Genomic DNA, 19,677 nt, shown 5'->3' on the forward strand with positions numbered 1-19,677 from the left:
CTCGGTTTATGGTGTGTGATGCGTGCTCTTTTCGGCACGCTCTCACGGTTGTGGCGATCGAATGCCGGCATGCCTGCCAGGGAATCCGGGTCCGATCGCTTGGTCGTCAGGCGGGGCGCGTGCCCGCCTGGCTCAGAGCCACGGCAAGGATGATGATCCCGCCACGGGCGATGAGTTGCTGTGAATATTCGAGGCCCATAAGGATGAGGCCGTTATTGATGACGCCGATCATGAGGGCGCCGATAATCGAACCGATGACTGTCCCCTTGCCGCCGAAGAGGCTGGTGCCACCCAGTACCACGGCCGCGATCACCGAGAGTTCGTCGCCCTCGCCCAACTGGAAGCGGCCTGTCTGCAGCCGTCCGGCATAGAGCATGCCGGCAATGGACGCAGTGACCGCCGAGATGACGATGACCCAGAGCTTGATCCGGCCAGTATTGATGCCGCTATAGCGGGCTGCCACCACATTGCCGCCCACCGCCAGGACCTGCCGGCCGAACTTAGTGCGCCGCAACACGATATGGCCGATAACGCCGATGACCAGCATCCAGAGCAGCAGGGTCGGGATCGGCCCGATATTGCCGCCGCCGAAAATGGCCGGATAGGTTCGGTCGAGCACGGGAATGGCGGCGGTACCGGAAATCCACATGGCCGTGCCCTTGGCAATGCCCATCATGGCGAGGGTCGTGAGGAAGGTCGGGATCATCAGCCGTGTCGACAGGAACCCGTTGATAAGGCCCACGGTGACGCCGGTCATGATGCCGGCCGCAATGCCCGCTGGCAGCCCTCCCCAGGCAACGGCCATCGCCGTCGTGACCGAGGCCAGCCCCGCCACCGCGCCAACCGACAGGTCGATTTCGCCTGAAGACAGGACCAGCGTCATCGCCACCGCCATGACCGCGATCATGGCCGTCTGCCGGGCGATGTTGAGAATGTTGTTGGGCGCCAGAAAACCCTTGTCGTAGAGGGTGATGGCAAAGAACGCGAACACGACCACGAAGCCGATATAGATGATGTTCTGCCGCCACGTGCGCTTGAAATAGCCCAATGGTGTTTCGCGGCCCGCCACGGCCATGGTGTCAGACATTGTTTCCTCCCCGCTGCACGATCAGTTGCAGCTTCTGTTCGGCGCGCAATTCCGTTGCGTCGCCGGTAGTGTTCATCAATTCCGCCTTGTCGATGGTTTCGACGAGGCGCCCGCCTGACATCACCACGATGCGGTCGCTGACCGCCGCAAGTTCGGCCAGTTCGGACGAGATGAAGATGATGGATTTGCCCTCGGCCGCCAGCGCGCGCACGAGGCGCAGCACTTCGCCCTTGGAGCCGATATCGATACCGGCCGTGGGTTCATCCATGATGAGGATGTCGGGATCGGTCGCCAGCCACTTGCCGATGACGATCTTCTGCTGATTGCCGCCCGACAGGGAATTGGCCGGTGCCTCGCGCGATGCCGTCTTGATGGCGAGGCGCTTGATCAGGTCATCGGTCGTCGTTCGGGACTTGAGCCGATCGACAAATGGCGTCGAGCCGAGGCGCTTGAGGATGGGCAGCTCGATATTGTCCTGGATGGAATGAGCGAGCACCAGCCCTTGCCGCCGCCGGTCTTCGGGCACCAGCGCCAGGCCGAGTTCGGTGGCCTGCCGCGCCGAGCCGATGGAGATGGTTTCTCCCCGCAGTGTTATGGTGCCGCCGGCAATCGGTTCGAGCCCGAAGAGCATGCGGGCCAATCGGCTGCGCCCTGCCCCCAGCAGGCCCGCGATCCCCAGCACTTCGCCGCGCCGGAGCGAAAAGCTGACATCACCATCCCGGCGCAGCTTGCTCGAGAGGTGCTCGACCTTGAGGATAATGTCGTCCTGCACCGTAGACTCGGTCGCGAATTCGGACAGGTCACGGGTTTCCTTGCCCATGATGTCGGCAATCAGCGTCGCCAGGGTATAATCGGCGATGGGGCGGCTATCGATCAGCCGCCCATCGCGCAATACGGTCGCATGGTCGGCGATGCGGAAAATTTCATCCATGCGGTGGCTGACATAGATGATGGCCTTGCCCTCGCTCCGGAGGCGCCGCAGCAGGTCGAAAAGGATATCCACCTCGCTCGCTGTGAGCGCCGAGGTCGGCTCATCAAGCACCAGCACCTCGGCATTCTGCGACAGGGCCTTGGCGATCTCCGTCAACTGCTGCTGGCCGGTGGAGAGGTCCGCCACCATGGCAGTGGGATCTACGCTCACCCCCATGGAGGTAAAGATAGCGGCACTGCGCTGCTCCATTGCCCGGTCGTCGATCAGGCCGGTCGATGTCAGCGGTTCGCTGGCAAGAAACACGTTCTGAGCCACGCTCAGCGTCGGCACCAGGCTCATCTCCTGGAAGATCATGCCGATGCCCTTTTGCCGGGCCAGCTGCGGGGAGAGGCGCTCGAACGCCTCCCCTCCAATGATGATGCTGCCGCCATCGGGCGCCTGGACGCCGCGCAGGATCTTGAGAATGGTGGACTTGCCGGCCCCGTTCTCCCCCAGCAGCGCATGGATCTCGCCATTGCAGACGCTGAGGCTGACCTCACGCAGCGCGTGGACGCCGCCGAAACGCTTGGAGATGGCATCCATCTCCACCGCGATCGGCTTGATCGCCATTTCGGTCACGGAATGTCCACCCACTGGCCGCTCTCGCCCGAGGCGAGGATGGCGTCGGCGATGAGGGCAATGCGATACCCGTCCTCGAAATTGGGCGAGGGCTGCTTGCCGGTGACAATGGCGGTGCAGAGATCGTAGCATTCCACGATCTTCGTCTCACCATAGCCGATGCCGAGCGCCGGAATGGGCCAGAGTCCAGATCCGTAGGGATGGGCGGGACCCGTATAGACCGTGCGGAAGCCGCGCGCATCGCCGACGTCATCGGCGAACATGACCTGGAGCTCGTCGCGCCGCTCGTAGTTGAAGGCCAGCGAACCCTTGGTGCCGTGGATTTCGAACGTGAGGAAATTGTTGCGCCCATAGGCGTTGCGGGTGGCTTCGATCGAGCCGATGGCGCCATTGGCGAATTTGAGCATGGTCAGCATCTCGTCGTCGACATCGACCGGACCGCGTTCGGCATTCTTGTCACCGCCGCCCACGCCCAGCTTGTCGACGCCGCCGGACTGCTTGGGGCGGGTGGGGATATGGGTCTTGACCAGCGCACTGACCGAGGCGATTTCGCCGACGAGGTAGCGGGCAAAGTCGACAACGTGAGTGCCGATGTCACCGACCGTGCCTGAACCAGCGACCGACTTCTGGAAGCGCCAGGAGAGCGGGCTGTCGGGATCGGCGGACCAGTCCTGCAGATATGTGCCGCGGAAGTTGAGGATGTCGCCGATCCGGCCTTCCTCGATCAGCTTCTTGGCAAGGGCTACGGCCGGGGTGCGGCGGTAGTTGAAAGCGACCATGTGAATGGAGCCGGACGCCTGGACGGCGTCGAGCATGGTCTTGGACTCTTCACCCGTTCGCGCCAGCGGCTTTTCGCAGATAATGTGCTTGCCGGCCTTGGCTGCCGCGATGGCGATCTCGGCATGAGAATTGTTGGGCGTGCAGATGTCGATGATGTCGATGTCGGGCCGGGCCACCACGGCGCGCCAGTCTGCAGAGGCTTCCTCGAAACCGAAGCGCTCACGGGCCGTCTCGGCCATCTCCTGGTTGACGTCCACAACCACCTTGCGCACCGGGATGGCGGGTGCCGGCCAGAAGAACATCGGCATGGCGGCATAGGCCATGGCGTGGGCCTTGCCCATGAAACCGCCACCGATCATGGCGACATTGAGCTTTCGCATTTGCTGTCTCGCTTTTGGAAATGATGTGCGGGGACGGCTTGGGAGGACCCGTCCCCGCGATAGGTGCAAGGAGGCGCACCTAGTTCATGGAGTCACGGATGGTGGCCGGTGCCTCGGTGGAATAGACCGTCTGCCAGGCATCGAGCAGGTTGTCCTTTTCGACCGGCAGGGCCGGGAGGGCCACGTAGGGCGGCGCGTCCTTGCCGAGCAGCCCGAAGCCGGCCAGCTTGGCTTCGGTCACGCCCTGGTCGAACGGCCGCTGCGCGCCCAGGCCCTTGATGAAACCGCCGCGCGCCATCTCGATGGCGACATTCTCGCCCAGGTCGATGGTGGTGATGACGAGGTCGTCACGGCCATTGGCGCGGGCCGCGGCGATGACGCCTTCGGCGGGCACGTCCCAGACGGCCCAGATGCCGTCGATATCGGCATTGCCCACCATCATGGCCGAGGCGGCGCGGTCGGCATCACCGGTAAAGTCGGGACCACCGATCCCCTGCTCGGCGACGATCTCGATATTGGGGTAGTTCTGCTCGATCGTGGCCTTGAACGCGTCGTAGCGCTGGCGTGTCACGAAGAAGTCGGCGGCATGGAACACGATGCCGATCTGGCCCTCGCCATTGAGCGCCTTGGCCATCAGGTGGGCCGACGCAACGCCATTGCCGTAATTGTCGGCGGAAACGACGCTGACATAGTCGGTGCCGGCGACGAACCCGGCCGGGACATTGTCCATGAACACCAGCTGGACGCCGGCCTCGGCAGCCTGGCGGTAGGCACCTGCCGTCGCGGTCGGGTCGGTGGGGATAGACACGATGATGTCGGGGTTCTGCGCCATGATGGTTTCGATGTCGGAAACCTGTTTGGCCGAGTTGAAACCGGCATCGGTGGTGGCAATCACCTCGATGCCCATGGCCTCGAACTGCGTCTGCAGACCGTTGATCTGCGCCTGGCTCCAGTCGTCGCCACCATAGTGCATGACGATGGCGGCGGTGGCGCCCATGGCCTTGATTTCTGCCAGTTCCTCATCGGTGAGGGTGATCTCGGAAGCCGAGACCGGACTTTCACCGCCCGGGCCGGTGCTCAGCGTCTGGTTGGCGAGGGCAGCCAGTGCCTCGTCCGGGCTTTGCGCGAACGCTGCTCCAGTGATCGTACTGGCCAGCAAGGCAGCACTCAGCAGCGCCGATGTCTTCAAATGTCCCATGGTTTCCTCCCTGTGGTGACTTTGGTGTGGTCTGATCAGGCAAAATGCCGTTTCAGGAATGCGTGGCTGCGCGCCGCCCCCTCATGAGGATCGTGCCAGCTGTCGAGCTCGGCCATGACCCAGCCGGAATAGTTGATGTCCTTGAGCGCCTGGATGATCGCGCCGTTGTCGAGGTCGCCCGCATCGAGCGGAGTGAAGCCGAACGGCTCGCGCTGCAGCCCCTTGAGGTGCACGAGCGAAATGCGCCCAGAGAATTCGCGCACCTGCGCCGCCGGATCCCCGCCGGCCGCGGCCAGGTGCGCGGTATCCGGGCAGAAATCGAGATCCGTCAGCCCGAAAATCCTGGTGACCTCGGCCGGACCCTCGACGATCGTGGAAAGGTGCGGATGGTAGTGGGGCCGCAGTCCGGCGCGACGGGCGATCTCGCCGACCTTGTTGAGCGCCTCGCCCAGACGCTTGTAGTCGTCGTCCTTGATACCGTCGGCGCGCTTGGCGCCGCCGCCGATGACATAGTGACTGGCGCCGACCTCCGCCGCAGCAGCCGCAACGCGCTCGATCCGGGCCAGTTCTTCGCCGAGAATATCGGGGAAGATGAAATTGCCGCCCGAATATGTCGAGACCAGTTCGAGGCCCGCATCGGCCAGCTTGCGACGCAGACCCGCCGGCGTCTCGTCGAGCAGATTGCCGTCGAAAATCTCGACGCCTTCATAACCGGCCCGCGCAATGTCGGCATAGGCGCGATCCATGTCGGCAAAGGTCCGGTAGGTGAGCTGGGTGATCGAGGTCACCCCCACGGCATTGCCGCCGAGCGGCCCCCAGCAATTGGCGTGATAGGCCAGTTTGACGGCCATGCAGTCCTCCTCAAAAGCAGTTCCGGCTGTTGCCGGAGATTGGGCTGGCTATGCCGTCGCCCGTTTGTTGACCCAAGGTTACGCAGCCTGAAAACGCGAAGTCAACATTAAATCAGCATAAGCGTCGTATCTTTTGTCGTAAAATAAGCACAAGTGTCAGCTTGAAGCAAAAAATCGACCGGGCTAGGTTGGGCGAAAAGTCGGATGAAGGGGTGGAATCGTGGCGGAGGAGAAAACAACGCTGCGGTCGGTCGGCCGCCCCCGCAGTGTCGACGCGGCCCAGGCAAGCCTCGCCTTGCTGCTCAATCTGGTGCGAACGGGAAAGGCCACCACGCGGCAAGAACTCGAACGCCGCTCCGAACTGGGCAGGGCCGTCGTCGCCGACCGGCTGGCAACAATGATGGAACTGGGCTTGCTCAAGGAGGGCGAGTTGGGCCAGGCCACCGGTGGTCGCGCGCCCCGGCAGATGCAGTTCCGCCAGGATGCCGGCTCGCTGCTGGTTTCCGCGATTGACCAGAGTTCCATCGCGCTCGGCATTGCTGATCTCAACGGTCAGCTTCTGGTGGAGCATCACGAAGCCGCCCAGCTCGATGCCGGACCCGAGGCCATTCTGGACCGGCTGGCGACCATTTTCGACTGGCTGCTCCGGGAAACGGAGAAACCGGCTCCATGGGGCATCGGCCTCGCCTTACCAGGTCCGATCGAAAAGCCGGCGGCAGATTTCGAGACCGTGCCGGTCCTGCAGACCGTGCAATCATGGCAGGGCTTTCCGTTCCTCGAACGCCTTTCAGTGCGCTTCGGCGCGCCAATCTTTGCGCGCAGCGGCGTCCAGACCATGACCATGGGCGAGGCCAAGGCCGGCGGTGGCCGCGGGCTGAGCGACCTCATCTATGTCAAGCTCGGACGTTCGATCAGCGCGGGCCTGATTTCCGAAGGCCGGTTGCACCGCGGTGCCCAGGGCGCTGCGGGCATGATTGGTCACAGCAGGGTTGGCGACGAGCTGCTCGAGGCGGTGGCCGGTGCAGAAGCCATCGCCCGTGAAGGCAAGGCCGCAGCCGAGGATGGGCGCAGTCCCTATCTGGCCCAGACGCTGGAGCGGCAGGGCGAACTTTCCGTCGTCGATATCGGGCATGCGGCGCAACTGGGCGACCTGTTCTGCGTCGAGCTGTTGGGCAGGTGCGGTCGCCTGGTGGGTGAAGCGCTCGCGCCGCTCACCAACCTGGTCAATCCGGCACTGATCGTTATTGGGGGCGTCGTCGCCGAATCGGGGGGCGATAGCCTCCTCGCCGGCATTCGCGAGGCGGTGTATCGTCAATCCCATCCCATGGTCTCGCGCGACCTCCAGATCATGCGCTCGCAGATGGGCGCGTCCTCTGGCCTGGTCGGCGCTGCGCAGGTTGTGGTGGAGGAGCTGTTCTCTCCCACCCTTTTGCAGGGCTGGGTCGGACAGGGGGCACCGCTGCACCACCCCGAATTCCAGAAAAGCCTGGAGCGCGTCACCGCCGCGCTGACAACCAAGGCATCGCAACCCGCAGGGCGCGTTGCGCCATGAACAACAAGACACCGGGTAAGACGCCGGGGGATACCGCCATGTCGATTGCAGGCCTCGGCCCCCATGGGGAGCGCGCGGTTCCCGCCGACCAGATCCAGTTGACCCAGGCCGACGCCGCCCAGGCGAGAGCCCGGCGGTTTTCGGTAGCAGTGGTTCTGCACACCACAACCAGCGACTGGTCCAAGCAGGAACTGGCCGGGATTGCCGCCACGCTGGGCCTCTACTCCGCCGCCTTGGTGGAAGTGGTCGACTGTAATTTCGACGTCGAGCTGCAGGTCGCCGCACTGGCGCGCCTGGCGCGTGAGCCGGTGGATGCGGTGATCTCGATCCCCATCGGCAACGCGCGCGTGGCAGAGGCCCATCGAACGCTGACACAGAGCGGGCGCAAGCTGGTGCTGCTCGATAATGCTCCCACCGGCATGCTTCCGGGCACCGACTATGCCAGCGTCGTCTCCACCGACAATTTCGGCCTGGGGCAGAGCTGTGCGGCGATGCTGTCGACGCACATTCCACAAGGCGGGGCCGCAGGCATCCTTGGCTACGGCATCGATTTCTTCGCCACCCACGAACGGGAGATCGCCTTCCGCAAATGGATGGGCAGCCATCGGCCGGATGTCACCTTGGTGCGGGAGCGGTTTGCAGAACTGGACGAGGCCGGCATGGCGGCCGTGGCAATGGTCGAAAAGGCGCCAGGTCTCTCAGGCATTTTCGCGGTCTGGGACGTGCCCGCCATGATAGCCGTACAGGCACTTGCCCACAAGCATATCGACATTCCGATCACCACGGTCGACCTTGGTAATGACGTTGCCCTCGACATGGCGCGCCATGGGATGATCAAGGGCGTCGGCGCCCAATTGCCCTATGACCAGGGGAGTGCGGCAGCGCGGGTGACACTGGCCGCGCTGCTTGGACTGCCGGTGCCGCCCTGGGTGGCGCTGGCCGGCCGCGAAGTCAGGCCATCCGATGTCATCGAGGCCTATCAGGTGATCTGGCACCAGCCGGCGCCCAAGGCGATCATTGACAGTGTAAGGACGGCGATGTCCGCACAGGTTCAGGACGCTGGCAACTGAGTTTGCGCAGTGTACGGATCCCGAGTGCTGCTCCGGCCAAATTCGCCAGGCATAGCTGACGAGCCGAGATTAGATCGTTTGTGAGTTTTGAGGAGAGCGGCGCGGCTGCATCAGAAAGTATTGGTGCGATCCCAGCTGACACCATTCCGATGGCCGGACATCAGCAAAGCCAGTGACAGCTTTCAGGAAAGTACAAGCGCATTTCCGGCGACCGGTTTGGGGCGCGCTGCCGTCCGGCGGCACTCGACCCCATTGAGGCCGTTCGCAACTCTGAGCGCGTCGTCCGAAACCCGCCGCTTTCCCACCCACCGAGCGTCACCCTCGGCCTTGAGCCGAGGGCGTTTCACTTGACGATGTCGTCCCATAAGTCGCGCCATTCGGGGTTGTCTCGCTTCATGGCACCTCTACCGAAATCCCAAAATACAGAGCCCTCGGCTCAAGGCCGAGGGTGACGGCCGGTGGGTGGGGCAATCTTGGTGCCCAAACGTTGGACGTCTTCATAGCGCGAGTTCCGCGCTGAAAGCCGTCGGTCCCTTTTCCACCCCCATCTGGTCGTTGAGCCAGCGGTCCGGCGGTGTCCGCTTTTGGGAGCACGCGACGTTTCGTTGAACGGCCGGAATGGGGCGCGTCGAAGATGGTCCGGTTGTGCTCGTTGGAATAGCCGCGGTCACGCGATTGCTGACCGTCCGGATGCAGCGTTCCTACTGTGGATCGCATCCGGCGGTGTCCTCGTTGCGGCCTCACCTGCGGTGGGGCCGCTGATCATCAGACCTCGGTGTGTTCCGCAAGTTCCAGTGCGTCTTCGACATCGACGCCCAAATATCGGACCGTGTTTTCAATCTTGGTATGGCCAAGAAGGATCTGCACGGCCCGGAGATTGCCTGTGGCCTTGTAGATGAGCGAGGCCTTGGTACGCCGCAGCGAATGCGTACCATATTCCTCCTTGCGAAGACCGATGGCGGTCACCCACTCGTCGACCAATCGAGCATATTGTCTGGTGCTTAGGTGGTCGTTCGGATCGGCTCGACTGGGAAAGACGAAATCCTCAACCGAGCCCCCTCGCCTTTCGAGCCACGCCAGCAAACTTGCTCTGGCGTCTGTTGTGATCTCGAACTGCACCGGTCGACCGGTTTTCTGCTGAATGACCATCGCCCGGGCGCGTATGTCACGGCCGGTCACAAGCGTGCCGATCTTGAGCTTGACCAGGTCGCAACCGCGCAGCTTGCTGTCGATTGCCATATCAAACAGCGCTCGATCGCGCATTCGCCCCTCCCGATCCAGAAAAAACCTGATTGCCCAGATCTGGCGGACCTTGAGCGCTCGCTTGGCGCCGACTTGCCGACCGGCGTTCCACGCCGGCCGACCTCTGGCGGCGGGGTCGTACTGTGAGATACCCATTTTCATTCTCCTATGGCCAACATCGGCCAATCTGAGAACGATTAAGGCGAGACGTTCGCCGGCCGGCGCCTTGCCGTCTCGCGAGAATTGCCCCCTGCCCCGCAGTCCTCCCCGGCAGCGCCTCCAGCGGGGCCGTTTGTAGCCTGTCGGCTTTCGGGCCGACCTAGTGGATTAACTGCCATTCGCTGGCCCTCGCGTTGTCACTCATGAGTGTCAAATGAAAGCCAATACGGGTCTACTGCGGCGCCCATACTGGCAAAGCCACGAGCCAACGCAGCTGTTCAATCAGCCTCTTCCAACTATTTCCAGACCAGCCGTCGGTAGAGGGTCGAGCGGTCGATGCCGAGAGCGCGCGCAGCGGCGGAAAGATTGCCGTTATTCTGGTCCACCGCGCGACGCATTGCGGCTTCGGTGAGACTGCCCAAATCGTTCTGGAACAGCAGAGGTGCCGCGGTGACCTGTTCGGTGAACTGGGGTAGATCGGCCAAAGTGATGGGCTGTTCTGGTTCACACAGCGCTGATAGGGCGCGCAGCGTCCCGGTCAGTTCGCGGAAATTGCCTGGCCATGGCTGGGCGGCGAGGCGGGCAAGCACCGGGGCGGGCAGCGGCGGATGGCCCGTCGCGAGCTGGGACCAGAGGCTCGAGACGACAGTGGCGCGATCGGGGAAATCACACAGGGCCGGCAGGCGGATGGTGAACTGGGCGATGCGGTAGTAGAGATCGGCGCGAAAGGTGCCTGCCTCGACCATGGCCTTGAGATCGCGATTGGTGGCGCAAACGGGCACGAAATCAGCCTTCTGCGCGGTGCCGCCGCCCAGTGGCACGACTTCCTTGTCCTGCAAGACGCGCAGGAGGCGCGACTGCAGCAAGAGCGGCATGTCGCCGATTTCATCGAGGAAGAGAATGCCGCCCTCGGCTTGTTGCACCAGGCCAATGGCGCCCTGCTTGCGGGCGCCGGTGAAGGCGCCGGGCTGGTAGCCGAAGAGTTCGGATTCGATCAGGCTCTCGGGCAGTGCAGCACAGTTGATGGCGACAAAGGGCTTGCCGGCGCGCTGGGTGAGGCCATGCAGGTAGCGGGCGAAGACTTCCTTGCCGGCACCGGTTTCCCCAGCGATGAGCAGGGGAATTTCGGCATTGACCAGGCGGATGGCCTTGGCGAGATCGGCGCGGGTTTCGGGAGTGAGAAAAGGCGCTGGCTCGCCCGACTTGGCGACGCGCGGCAGGGTGCCGGTGACGCGCAGCGGCGACTTGCGCGGCTCGGACACGGCGGCAAAGAAGCGCTCGCCATTGCGGGCGCGCAGTTCGCCGCGCTGTGTGGCGAGCGCCGCGGTTTCAAAGATTTCCTCGGCGGTGGACTGGCGCAGCGCCTTGCGGTCGAGCCCGACGAGATGGAGCGCGCGACGATTGCCGGCGATCAAACGCCCGCCATCAAAGACCAGAATGCCTTCGCGGGCGGTGCCCAGGAGATCAGCGGTACGGTGGAAGCGCACCACGGTCATGTCATCGAAGCCGCGGGCGAAGAAGCGATGTTCGATCTGCTCGACGGCGAGGCGCACCAGGCCCATGGCATGGGTGTGCTCAGCCGAGGCAAGGCCGGAGAGATCGAGCACGCCAGCGAGCTTCCCGAAAGGGTCGAAAATGGGCGATGCGGCGCAATGCAGGATACCATGTGGTTCGAAGAAGTGTTCTCCCCCATGCACCTCGATGGCGCGACGTTCGGCGAGAGCCGTGCCGATGGCATTGGTGCCAGTGGCAGTTTCGGACCAGGTGACGCCGGGGCGGAGCGCCACTTCGGCGGCGCGGCCGGCGAATTCGGGGCTTCCCGTGGTATCGAGCACGAGGCCATTGGCATCGGTGAGGATGACGACACTGTCGGTAAGCCGCGCTTCGGTGCGCAGCGACACCAGTTCAGAGCGCGAGAGGAGGCGTAAGGTCTCGTTCTGCTCATGGAAGGCGCGAAGCTCGGGTGCGGTGACCGGTTCGGCATGAATGACCGCCGAGGCATCGAGGCCCTGTTGTGCGCAGCGCTGCCAGGACCGCAATATGGGCGCAGGCACCAGGCCCTCAGGTAGATCGTGCCCAGAAAAGAAACGCTCGCGCGCGGCTACCAAGGCAGCATCGGACGCCTGTTGCATGGCTCTCTCCCTACCAGTTGTGGCAATTTGCAACAGGTGTTGCATCGGCCATCGCGTCTGGTTGTTGCAAAGTGTTGCATCCGAATTCGCACCGCGTCCACCCCTGCTTGGTGCCACAAGAATTCCCTAACAGCTTCAACAGGTTGATATCATCTGGCACGCCGGTTGCAATGACGGTGGCATCCAAGAACAAGGGAGGATGCCATGAATAAACCTGAATTCGTCGGCCAGCGGACCAAGTCTCCGTACAAGGCGAAATACGGCAATTATATCGGCGGGCAGTGGGTGGACGCGCTCGACGGCGAGACCTTCGAGAACACCTCGCCAGTCACTGGGCAGGTGATTTGCGAAGTCGCGCGCTCCAAGGCGGCGGATGTCGAGCGGGCGCTGGATGCGGCCCATAAGGCCGCGCCGGGCTGGGGCCAAACCTCGGTGGCTCAGCGCGCGGTGATGCTCAACAAGATTGCCGATCGCATGGAAGAACATCTCGACGAGATCGCGCTGGCCGAGACCTGGGACAATGGCAAGCCAATTCGTGAGACGACTGCTGCCGATATTCCGCTGGCGATCGACCACTTCCGCTATTTCGCCGGTGCCATCCGCGCCCAGGAGGGCGGCATTTCCGAACTTGACCATGACACGGTGGCTTATCATTTCCACGAGCCCCTCGGCGTCGTGGGGCAGATCATTCCGTGGAACTTCCCTATCCTGATGGCGGTCTGGAAACTGGCGCCCGCGCTAGCGGCAGGCAATGCCGTGGTCCTCAAGCCTGCCGAGCAGACGCCGGCATCAATCCTCTTTCTCATGGAATTGATCGAAGACATCCTGCCGCCCGGCGTGGTCAATATCGTCAACGGCTTTGGCCTTGAAGCCGGCAAGCCGCTGGCCAGCTCGAACCGCATCGCCAAGATCGCCTTTACCGGCGAGACCACGACGGGCCGGCTGATCATGCAATATGCCAGCCAGAACCTGATCCCGGTGACGCTGGAACTGGGTGGCAAATCGCCGAACATCTTCTTTGCCGACGTATTGGCCGAAGACGATGATTTCTTCGACAAGGCGCTCGAGGGCTTTGCCATGTTCGCGCTCAATCAGGGCGAGGTGTGTACCTGCCCGAGCCGCGCCCTGATCCAGGAAAGCGTCTATGACCGCTTCATGGAACGGGCGATCAAGCGGGTGGAAGCCATCAAGCAGGGTTCTCCCTTCGAGATGAGCACGATGATCGGGGCCCAGGCCTCGTCCGAGCAACTCGAGAAAGTTCTCTCCTATCTCGATATCGGCCGGCAGGAAGGCGCCACGGTGCTGACTGGCGGCGAGCGCAACAATCTGGGTGGCGAGTTGGCGGGTGGTTACTACGTCAAGCCGACGGTGTTTGCTGGCAACAACAAGATGCGCATTTTCCAGGAGGAAATCTTTGGCCCGGTGGTCTCGGTGACGACCTTCAAGACCGATGCCGAAGCCCTCGAGATCGCCAATGACACGCTTTATGGCCTGGGCGCCGGCGTGTGGACGCGTGATGCCAACCGGGCCTATCGCTTCGGCCGAGGCATCCAGGCGGGGCGCGTATGGACCAATTGCTATCACGCCTATCCTGCCCATGCCGCCTTTGGTGGTTACAAGCAGAGCGGCATCGGACGCGAAAACCACCGCATGATGCTTGACCACTACCAGCAGACCAAGAACATGCTGGTGAGCTACTCGCCCAAGAAGCTGGGCTTCTTCTAAGCCGCTCCTCCCTGAGCGGGCGCCCGGGGAGAGCTCCGGGCGCCAGAAATCATTCCGGCGGGAAGAGCCCTAACCCCACTCTCTCCCTGGCCACCTCCCGCTGGAATGACCGTCGAGCAAGGAACCCGCCATGACTGATCTCGTTCCGCGCGTCGTCGCCACCGACGCCGCCTTAAGTCTCATCGCCACCATCACGGCCCGCCATGGGCCGGTTATGTTTCATCAGTCCGGCGGGTGTTGTGATGGCTCGTCGCCGATGTGCTATCCTGAAGGCGAATTCATCGTCGGCGACCATGACGTCAAGATGGGTGATATCGGCAGCGCTCCCTTCTACATGTCACCCAGCCAGTTCGAATATTGGCAGCATACCCAGTTGATCATCGATGCGATTCCAGGTCGTGGCGGCATGTTCAGTCTCGATAATGGCACCGAGCGGCGGTTCCTCACGCGCTCCCGCTTGTTCACCGATGACGAGTACGCACGCCTTGGGCCAATAGCACGGCGAGGAACGCCAACACTCTTTTCCTGAAGCCTTGTCTCTTCTGCGGAGTGACTGATGCTGAAGTTTGGTCCATTGCGATTTTTTGATTTTGCATTCTCACATCAGGTGACAATCCAGGTCATGTCCGTTTTCTCGTTGATGCAATAATCCGTTGAATGACCGAAATGGGGCGCATCGCTGACGATCTGCATCCGACCCCATTTCGGTCGTTGGCCGCTCCTTTTCAGCTTACCCAAAGCGGACGCTGAAAGGTTAGCGGATTCTTAACGTCAATGCCGTAATCTCTCCCCTCATGCCGTTTCGCAAACTGACATCGCTGATCCTGATGGTGCTGGTTCTTGCCAGCGCCATGTTGGCCGCGCCGGTCTCGGCCAATGCCGCGCACGTCTTGTCATCGGCCACGATGATCGAGGACCTGGAGAGCCACGGCCATTCCCACGCCGGCGATGTTTCCGACGCACACGACTCTATAGAGCATGCCCATGACGTGCCCTGCGGGTTGCCGATCTGGGCCCTCTTAACGCCCGATCTGCCGCAGTCCTTCCTGGTCAGTCTCCTCGACACGTTGACCGAAAGAGCGCCGCCGGGCCTCGAGCGCCCACCCAGACAGGTCCTGTGATCCGACACGCCTTCATCGGCGCCGTTTCAACGCATCACGGATAACCCTTATGTCCCTGCATCCTTCGCGGGCGGGTCGGCCATCATGGCTGATCGGCAGTCTCGCACTATTGGCTTTGCTCGCCTTGACCGGCGCTGCCAATGCTCATGGCGTCGACACAAGCGACGCTGGCTATATCGCCGAAATCACCGGCTGGAACCTGCTGCCCTATGTCTATCTCGGGGCCAAGCACATGATCACCGGCTACGATCACATCCTGTTCCTGCTCGGGGTGATCTTCTTTCTCTACCGGATGGAGCATATCGGCATTTACGTGTCGCTCTTCGCCATCGGCCATTCCACCACCATGGTGCTTGGCGTCTACTTCAACTGGGCCATCAGCTCCTATTTCATCGATGCTATTATCGGGGCTCTCGGTGGTCTACAAGGCGCTGGACAATATCGGCGCCTTCCAGCGCTGGCTGGGCTTCCAGCCAAACACCAAGGCGGCGACGCTGATCTTCGGCCTGTTCCATGGCCTGGGCCTCGCCACGAAGGTGCTCGAATACAACATGTCCGAGGATGGGCTCCTGCCCAACCTCATCGCCTTCAATGTCGGGGTCGAGATCGGGCAATTGCTGGCCCTCGCCACGATCCTCATCGTCATGGGTTTCTGGCGCCGCACGCGCTCGTTCTGGACCCTCGCCTACTCCGCCAACGTCGCCATGATGTGCGCCGGCTTCGTGCTGTTCGGTTACCAACTCGTCGGCCTCGTGGTCGTGCCATAAAGGAATTCCGCCATGTACAACACAGACTTCCCGAGCAAGGCCGACCTGCCCACCAACGAAAAGCTCGTCCGTTCGACCATCATCGCCGGCGTCAGCGCCGTCGTCATCCTGGTCACGGTGGTCCTCCCGTCCGAATACGGACTGGACGTCACCGGCTTCGGCCGGCTCACCGGGCTGACGACCATGGGCGAGATCAAGATGCAGCTCGCCCAGGAGGCCGCGGATGAAGAGCGGCTGAGCGCGCAGATGCGCGCCGGCCTTGGCCCCGACACCGCATTCACCCCCGCGACCAGCGCCAGTTCGGCCGAACTGCAACAACTGGCGCAGCGCGTTGCTGCCCTCGAGCAATTGCTTGTTCCGGCGCAACCTGCACCAGTGGCTGCCGCTCCGCTCCCCGCGGCAACCGCCCCGGCCGAAGCCGTCGAACCGGTGGCGGTCGCCCCGCAATGGCGCGATGAAGTCACCTTCACCCTGACCCCGATGGAAGGGACCGAATACAAGCTGGTCATGGCGGCCGGTTCGGTCGCCACCTATGAATTCGTGGTCGATGGCGGCGTCATCAATTTCGACGCACATGGCGAGGGCGAAGGCCAGTCGCTGACCTATGAGGAAGGCCGGGGGGTTGCCTCCGATAGCGGCCAGCTCGTGCCACCGATTTCGGGAACGCATGGCTGGTTCTTCCGCAATCGGGGGGACCAGGACGTGACGGTGACGCTGCGCACCGGCGGCGACTATCAGGAGCTGCGCAAGCTCATTTGACCGAGCAAGGGGGCGAAACTCGCCCCCTTGACTCATCCCCCCAGGGGGATACGCTGGCGGCATGAATGAACATGTCCATGCCTCCCATCCCGATATCGTCAAGCGCCTCAAGCGCGCCGGCGGTCACCTCAACTCGGTCATCGCCATGATCGAGAGCGGCAAGCCCTGCCTCGATATCGCCCAGCAGTTGCATGCCGTTGAAAAGGCCATCACCCAGGCCAAGAAGGCGCTGATCCACGATCATCTCGATCATTGCCTCGAAGACGCTGTCGGAACGCTCGACGACGACAGCCGCGCCACGATCGACCAGTTCCGCGACATCGCCCGGTATCTCTGACATGCTCTCCATCCTCGCCAACCGCACCTATCGTCACCTGTTCGCGGCACAGATCGTCGCGCTGGTCGGCACCGGGCTGGCCACCGTGGCGCTGGGGCTTCTGGCTTTCAGTCTGGCCGGCGACGATGCGGGCGCGGTGCTCGGCACGGCCTTGGCCATCAAGATGGTCGCCTATGTGGCCGTGGCGCCGGTGGCCTCTGCCTTTGCCGAGCGTCTGCCGCGGCGGGCGATGCTGGTCAGCCTCGATCTGGTCCGGGCGGCCATCGCTGTGCTGCTCCCATTTGTGACCGAGATCTGGCAGGTCTACGTCCTCATCTTCGTCCTGCAGTCGGCATCGGCAGCATTCACGCCGACCTTCCAGGCCACCATCCCGGACATCCTCCCCGACGAGCGGGATTATACCCGGGCGCTGTCGTTGTCGCGACTGGCCTATGATCTAGAAAGCGTCGCCAGTCCCCTGCTCGCGGCCGCATTGCTGACCGCCATGACTTTCAACAACCTGTTTGCCGGCACCGTCATCGGCTTCATCGTCTCGGCGTTCCTGGTCGTGTCGGTGGTCCTGCCCAGCCCGAAGCCGGTTGCACCGCGTGGCATATACGACCGTACGACGCGCGGCATGCGCATCTACCTCAAGACGCCTCGGTTGCGCGGCCTTCTGGCGCTGACCTTCGCCGTCTCGGCCGCCGGGGCGATGGTCATCGTCAACACGGTCGTTCTGGTGCAATCGCGTTTCGGCCTCGACCAGCAGTCGACGGCCTTCGCACTTGCCGCGTTCGGCGGTGGCTCCATGCTGGCGGCGTTCGCGCTGCCGCGCCTGCTGGATCGATATGCCGACCGGCCCGTGATGCTGTCCGGTGCCGGCATTCTGGTGCTGACGATGTTGGCGGGGAGCCTCTTGCCGTCCTATGGGGTGCTGCTGGCCATCTGGTTCGTCATCGGTATCGGCTATTCCGCGACCCAAACCCCGTCTGGCCGGCTCATCCGGCGCTCTTCTCATCCCGAAGACCGGCCCGCCCTTTTTGCGGCGCAGTTCGCCTTGTCGCATGCCACCTGGCTCGTCACCTATCCGCTGGCCGGCTGGCTCGGGGCGACGGCCGGACTGCCCATAACCTTTGTCGTCATGGGTGCTGTCGCCACACTTGGCATGGTCGCTGCGCTGTGGCTCTGGCCCGCCGCTGACCCGGTCGAGCTGGAACATGTGCACGCCAACCTCCCCGCCGACCATCCGCATCTACAAGGTGCACGGCATGTGCAGGCAGGGCACAGCCACAGCCATGCCTTCGTCATCGACAGCGATCACGTGATGTGGCCGGACGCTGCGCGTTAAGCCGTCTGGATTGGCTCGATCCTGATCAGAAGCGTACAGTCCGAAACCCACCCCAAACTGGTCGCTCACTCGGCTTCAGGGAATGTCCGCTTTCAGGAGGTCGAGAGGCGTCGTCTAACGACTGGAATGGGGCGCCTTGCCGACCGGCCTCTCCCGACCCCATTGCGGTCGTTCCGCCGAACCAAGCAAATGCCTGAAGCCTGCCGTAGCAGTATCCTGATCCACCGGCTGTCACCCCGGCACAGGCGCGGGCCCATCCCGATGTCCGCCCACCGGATCCTACAGCCGTTCAACGCGGGCTGCTCTCTATCAGGTTAGGCCCCGAGTTGGCCCGTTACCCAAAAGCGGCCGTTCTAGGATTCGCTCGGCGTTTCGATAAACGGCTTTATCAGTACAGGAAGTGATGGTCACCGCGACAGCCGCACGCGAGGGCGAAAGCAGCCAACTTATCATGACAGGGCCGTAACGACAGCACTGCCGAAACGCGACGCAGTCACCATTCCGAGAGAATCGTGGAACTCTCGGGTATGAGCGTGTATATACCTGTGTAAATGGGTTGGGGTTCGTTCCTGGCCGGCGTCATGGCCTCGGTTTATCCGGGGCCTTTCGCTTTTTCAGGGGAACACCTTCATCCCAAACTGCAGGTTCGTCCCTTGCGGGCCCCTCCATATTTTTGGACTGATGACGTCGAAGGCGCGGTTTTCTTGACCGCCCCGAAGAACTCGCAGACCAATTGGTCGCGCAATCATGTCCGCGATCTGCAGTCCCGTACTATTTGCCAGCTTGGACGCAAATACGATTTCAAAGCACGGCATCTTCTGCTCGCGCGCCAGGTAATGATCGCCGGCGACAATCCTCCGAAACTCAAGCTCCAGGTCCTTGTCCTCTTTACCCTGACCAGCCACCTTTGGGCTGCGGGATTCGCAAACGACATGGCAGCGCGCGTTCTGCGCATCCACCTCCTGTAAAAACCTGTGCGCCTTCTCGAGGCAGAAGAGCAGCGCGAGCTGATATGGGTTTTCGGGAGCTTTGTATTTCCGCTTCAGGCCGTCCTTGCGGATCACGGCGGTGATCACCGTCATCGGCATTGCTTCTATGACGCTGGTAAGGTCATCCAGGAATTCCTCGCGGCGCTTGTCGAATTGAAGGAAGTGGAACAGTCCGCGGCGCTTTACAATGTCCGCCTCGTGCATCACCACAATGTCGTGTCCAAACCAGCGAAACTTGAAGTCCTGCATGGCCGGAACGGCTACATGCACGTAGTCCGCCTTCTTGAAGATACATAAGGCCAAGCAGAAAATCGGATAGTTGTCATCAACCGATGACAGGCTGTGATCACCGCTCTCATCCACGTAGATGACGTAGTCTCCGTACTCCAACTAACCCCGCTCCGACCTGGCCTAGGCGCCACCGCATGTCGCATCCATGTCGCATGGATTCGCCGGGGGTGTCGAGAAAGGCCTGGAAATGCTGGGTAGCTGGACGCAACACGAATGCAACACGGCGAGGCCCTACCGAGCGCCCTGCTCAAAGGCAACTATCTGAATTTATTTGAAAATTTGCTGTGGCCGTCTCCGGAAACGAACCGGAGTACACGGATTTGCAATCCGCCGCCTATTGCACAAATGGTTTTCGACCCCA

General features: G+C 62.5%; 16 protein-coding genes and 1 pseudogene. 9 read left to right on the forward strand and 8 right to left on the reverse strand.

From position 1 onward, the window contains the following. Nucleotides 1-106 precede the first annotated feature (106 nt). From MQW79_RS09770 to MQW79_RS09790, 5 genes are all read right to left on the reverse strand, one after another. On the reverse strand, nt 107-1,087 hold the full coding sequence (locus MQW79_RS09770) for an ABC transporter permease (RefSeq protein WP_476584307.1): 981 nt from the start codon (nt 1,085-1,087) through the stop codon (nt 107-109). Beyond that, nucleotides 1,080-2,651, reverse strand: coding sequence for a sugar ABC transporter ATP-binding protein (locus tag MQW79_RS09775; RefSeq protein ID WP_476584308.1), 1,572 nt, complete (start codon nt 2,649-2,651; stop codon nt 1,080-1,082). Before MQW79_RS09775 ends, MQW79_RS09770 begins: the two co-directional genes overlap by 8 nt. Further along, entirely contained in the window at nt 2,633-3,796 is a 1,164-nt protein-coding gene (locus MQW79_RS09780; RefSeq protein WP_476584309.1) for a levoglucosan dehydrogenase, read from the reverse strand. Before MQW79_RS09780 ends, MQW79_RS09775 begins: the two co-directional genes overlap by 19 nt. 79 nt (nt 3,797-3,875) lie before the next feature. Beyond that, nucleotides 3,876-4,994: a substrate-binding domain-containing protein gene (locus MQW79_RS09785; protein ID WP_476584310.1), complete on the reverse strand. Its 1,119-nt coding sequence runs from the start codon at nt 4,992-4,994 to the stop codon at nt 3,876-3,878. 35 nt (nt 4,995-5,029) lie between these two features. Next, nucleotides 5,030-5,845 carry a sugar phosphate isomerase/epimerase family protein gene (locus tag MQW79_RS09790; RefSeq protein ID WP_476584311.1) on the reverse strand — a complete coding sequence of 272 codons (816 nt, stop codon included), beginning with the start codon at nt 5,843-5,845 and terminating at the stop codon, nt 5,030-5,032. 220 nt (nt 5,846-6,065) lie between these two features. Between MQW79_RS09790 and MQW79_RS09795 the strand changes: the two genes are divergently transcribed. Continuing rightward, nucleotides 6,066-7,397 carry an ROK family protein gene (locus MQW79_RS09795; protein WP_476584312.1) on the forward strand — a complete coding sequence of 444 codons (1,332 nt, stop codon included), beginning with the start codon at nt 6,066-6,068 and terminating at the stop codon, nt 7,395-7,397. After that, nucleotides 7,394-8,467 carry a substrate-binding domain-containing protein gene (locus tag MQW79_RS09800; RefSeq protein WP_476584313.1) on the forward strand — a complete coding sequence of 358 codons (1,074 nt, stop codon included), beginning with the start codon at nt 7,394-7,396 and terminating at the stop codon, nt 8,465-8,467. Before MQW79_RS09795 ends, MQW79_RS09800 begins: the two co-directional genes overlap by 4 nt. 765 nt (nt 8,468-9,232) lie before the next feature. Here the strand turns inward: MQW79_RS09800 and MQW79_RS09805 are convergent. Next, nucleotides 9,233-9,865 (reverse strand): tyrosine-type recombinase/integrase, encoded by a 633-nt coding sequence (locus MQW79_RS09805; protein WP_476584314.1) that lies wholly within the window; start codon nt 9,863-9,865, stop codon nt 9,233-9,235. Nucleotides 9,866-10,164: 299 nt separating this feature from the next. After that, nucleotides 10,165-12,000, reverse strand: coding sequence for a sigma-54-dependent Fis family transcriptional regulator (locus tag MQW79_RS09810; RefSeq protein ID WP_476584315.1), 1,836 nt, complete (start codon nt 11,998-12,000; stop codon nt 10,165-10,167). 204 nt (nt 12,001-12,204) lie between these two features. Between MQW79_RS09810 and adh the strand changes: the two genes are divergently transcribed. The 7 genes and pseudogenes from adh to MQW79_RS09845 all read left to right on the forward strand — a co-directional run bounded on the left by adh (nt 12,205) and on the right by MQW79_RS09845 (nt 18,036). After that, nucleotides 12,205-13,725, forward strand: coding sequence for an aldehyde dehydrogenase (gene adh, locus MQW79_RS09815; RefSeq protein WP_476584316.1), 1,521 nt, complete (start codon nt 12,205-12,207; stop codon nt 13,723-13,725). 130 nt (nt 13,726-13,855) lie between these two features. Beyond that, complete coding sequence (locus MQW79_RS09820) at nt 13,856-14,254, forward strand: DUF779 domain-containing protein (RefSeq protein ID WP_090597856.1); 399 nt, start codon at nt 13,856-13,858, stop codon at nt 14,252-14,254. A gap of 265 nt (nt 14,255-14,519) precedes the next feature. Further along, nucleotides 14,520-14,846 (forward strand): hypothetical protein, encoded by a 327-nt coding sequence (locus MQW79_RS09825; RefSeq protein WP_476584317.1) that lies wholly within the window; start codon nt 14,520-14,522, stop codon nt 14,844-14,846. Nucleotides 14,847-14,895: 49 nt separating this feature from the next. Beyond that, nucleotides 14,896-15,613 (forward strand): annotated as a pseudogene (locus MQW79_RS09830) (HupE/UreJ family protein). A 12-nt stretch (nt 15,614-15,625) separates the two neighbouring features. Further along, nucleotides 15,626-16,372 (forward strand): hypothetical protein, encoded by a 747-nt coding sequence (locus MQW79_RS09835; RefSeq protein ID WP_476584318.1) that lies wholly within the window; start codon nt 15,626-15,628, stop codon nt 16,370-16,372. A 61-nt stretch (nt 16,373-16,433) separates the two neighbouring features. Then, nucleotides 16,434-16,709 carry a metal-sensing transcriptional repressor gene (locus MQW79_RS09840; protein ID WP_476584319.1) on the forward strand — a complete coding sequence of 92 codons (276 nt, stop codon included), beginning with the start codon at nt 16,434-16,436 and terminating at the stop codon, nt 16,707-16,709. 1 nt (nt 16,710) lies between these two features. Beyond that, nucleotides 16,711-18,036 (forward strand): MFS transporter, encoded by a 1,326-nt coding sequence (locus tag MQW79_RS09845; protein WP_476584320.1) that lies wholly within the window; start codon nt 16,711-16,713, stop codon nt 18,034-18,036. Between the two features lie 614 nt (nt 18,037-18,650). On the opposite strand, the gene MQW79_RS09850 is transcribed toward MQW79_RS09845, so the two are convergent. Beyond that, nucleotides 18,651-19,415, reverse strand: coding sequence for a DUF3800 domain-containing protein (locus MQW79_RS09850; RefSeq protein ID WP_476584321.1), 765 nt, complete (start codon nt 19,413-19,415; stop codon nt 18,651-18,653). Between the last annotated feature and the right edge of the window lie 262 nt (nt 19,416-19,677).

This window comes from Devosia sp. Micro-HW1, from assembly GCF_056341075.1.

Bases quoted from the DNA above. Each gene is read 5' to 3' on its own strand.
- MQW79_RS09840 (WP_476584319.1), top strand. From the start codon at position 16,434: ATGAATGAACATGTCCATGCCTCCCATCCCGATATCGTCAAGCGCCTC.
- MQW79_RS09820 (WP_090597856.1), top strand. From the start codon at position 13,856: ATGACTGATCTCGTTCCGCGCGTCGTCGCCACCGACGCCGCCTTAAGT.
- MQW79_RS09835 (WP_476584318.1), top strand. From the start codon at position 15,626: ATGTACAACACAGACTTCCCGAGCAAGGCCGACCTGCCCACCAACGAA.
- MQW79_RS09785 (WP_476584310.1), bottom strand. From the start codon at position 4,994: ATGGGACATTTGAAGACATCGGCGCTGCTGAGTGCTGCCTTGCTGGCC.
- MQW79_RS09825 (WP_476584317.1), top strand. From the start codon at position 14,520: ATGCCGTTTCGCAAACTGACATCGCTGATCCTGATGGTGCTGGTTCTT.
- MQW79_RS09805 (WP_476584314.1), bottom strand. From the start codon at position 9,865: ATGGGTATCTCACAGTACGACCCCGCCGCCAGAGGTCGGCCGGCGTGG.
- MQW79_RS09780 (WP_476584309.1), bottom strand. From the start codon at position 3,796: ATGCGAAAGCTCAATGTCGCCATGATCGGTGGCGGTTTCATGGGCAAG.
- MQW79_RS09810 (WP_476584315.1), bottom strand. From the start codon at position 12,000: ATGCAACAGGCGTCCGATGCTGCCTTGGTAGCCGCGCGCGAGCGTTTC.
- MQW79_RS09770 (WP_476584307.1), bottom strand. From the start codon at position 1,087: ATGTCTGACACCATGGCCGTGGCGGGCCGCGAAACACCATTGGGCTAT.
- MQW79_RS09800 (WP_476584313.1), top strand. From the start codon at position 7,394: ATGAACAACAAGACACCGGGTAAGACGCCGGGGGATACCGCCATGTCG.
- MQW79_RS09790 (WP_476584311.1), bottom strand. From the start codon at position 5,845: ATGGCCGTCAAACTGGCCTATCACGCCAATTGCTGGGGGCCGCTCGGC.
- MQW79_RS09845 (WP_476584320.1), top strand. From the start codon at position 16,711: ATGCTCTCCATCCTCGCCAACCGCACCTATCGTCACCTGTTCGCGGCA.
- adh (WP_476584316.1), top strand. From the start codon at position 12,205: ATGAATAAACCTGAATTCGTCGGCCAGCGGACCAAGTCTCCGTACAAG.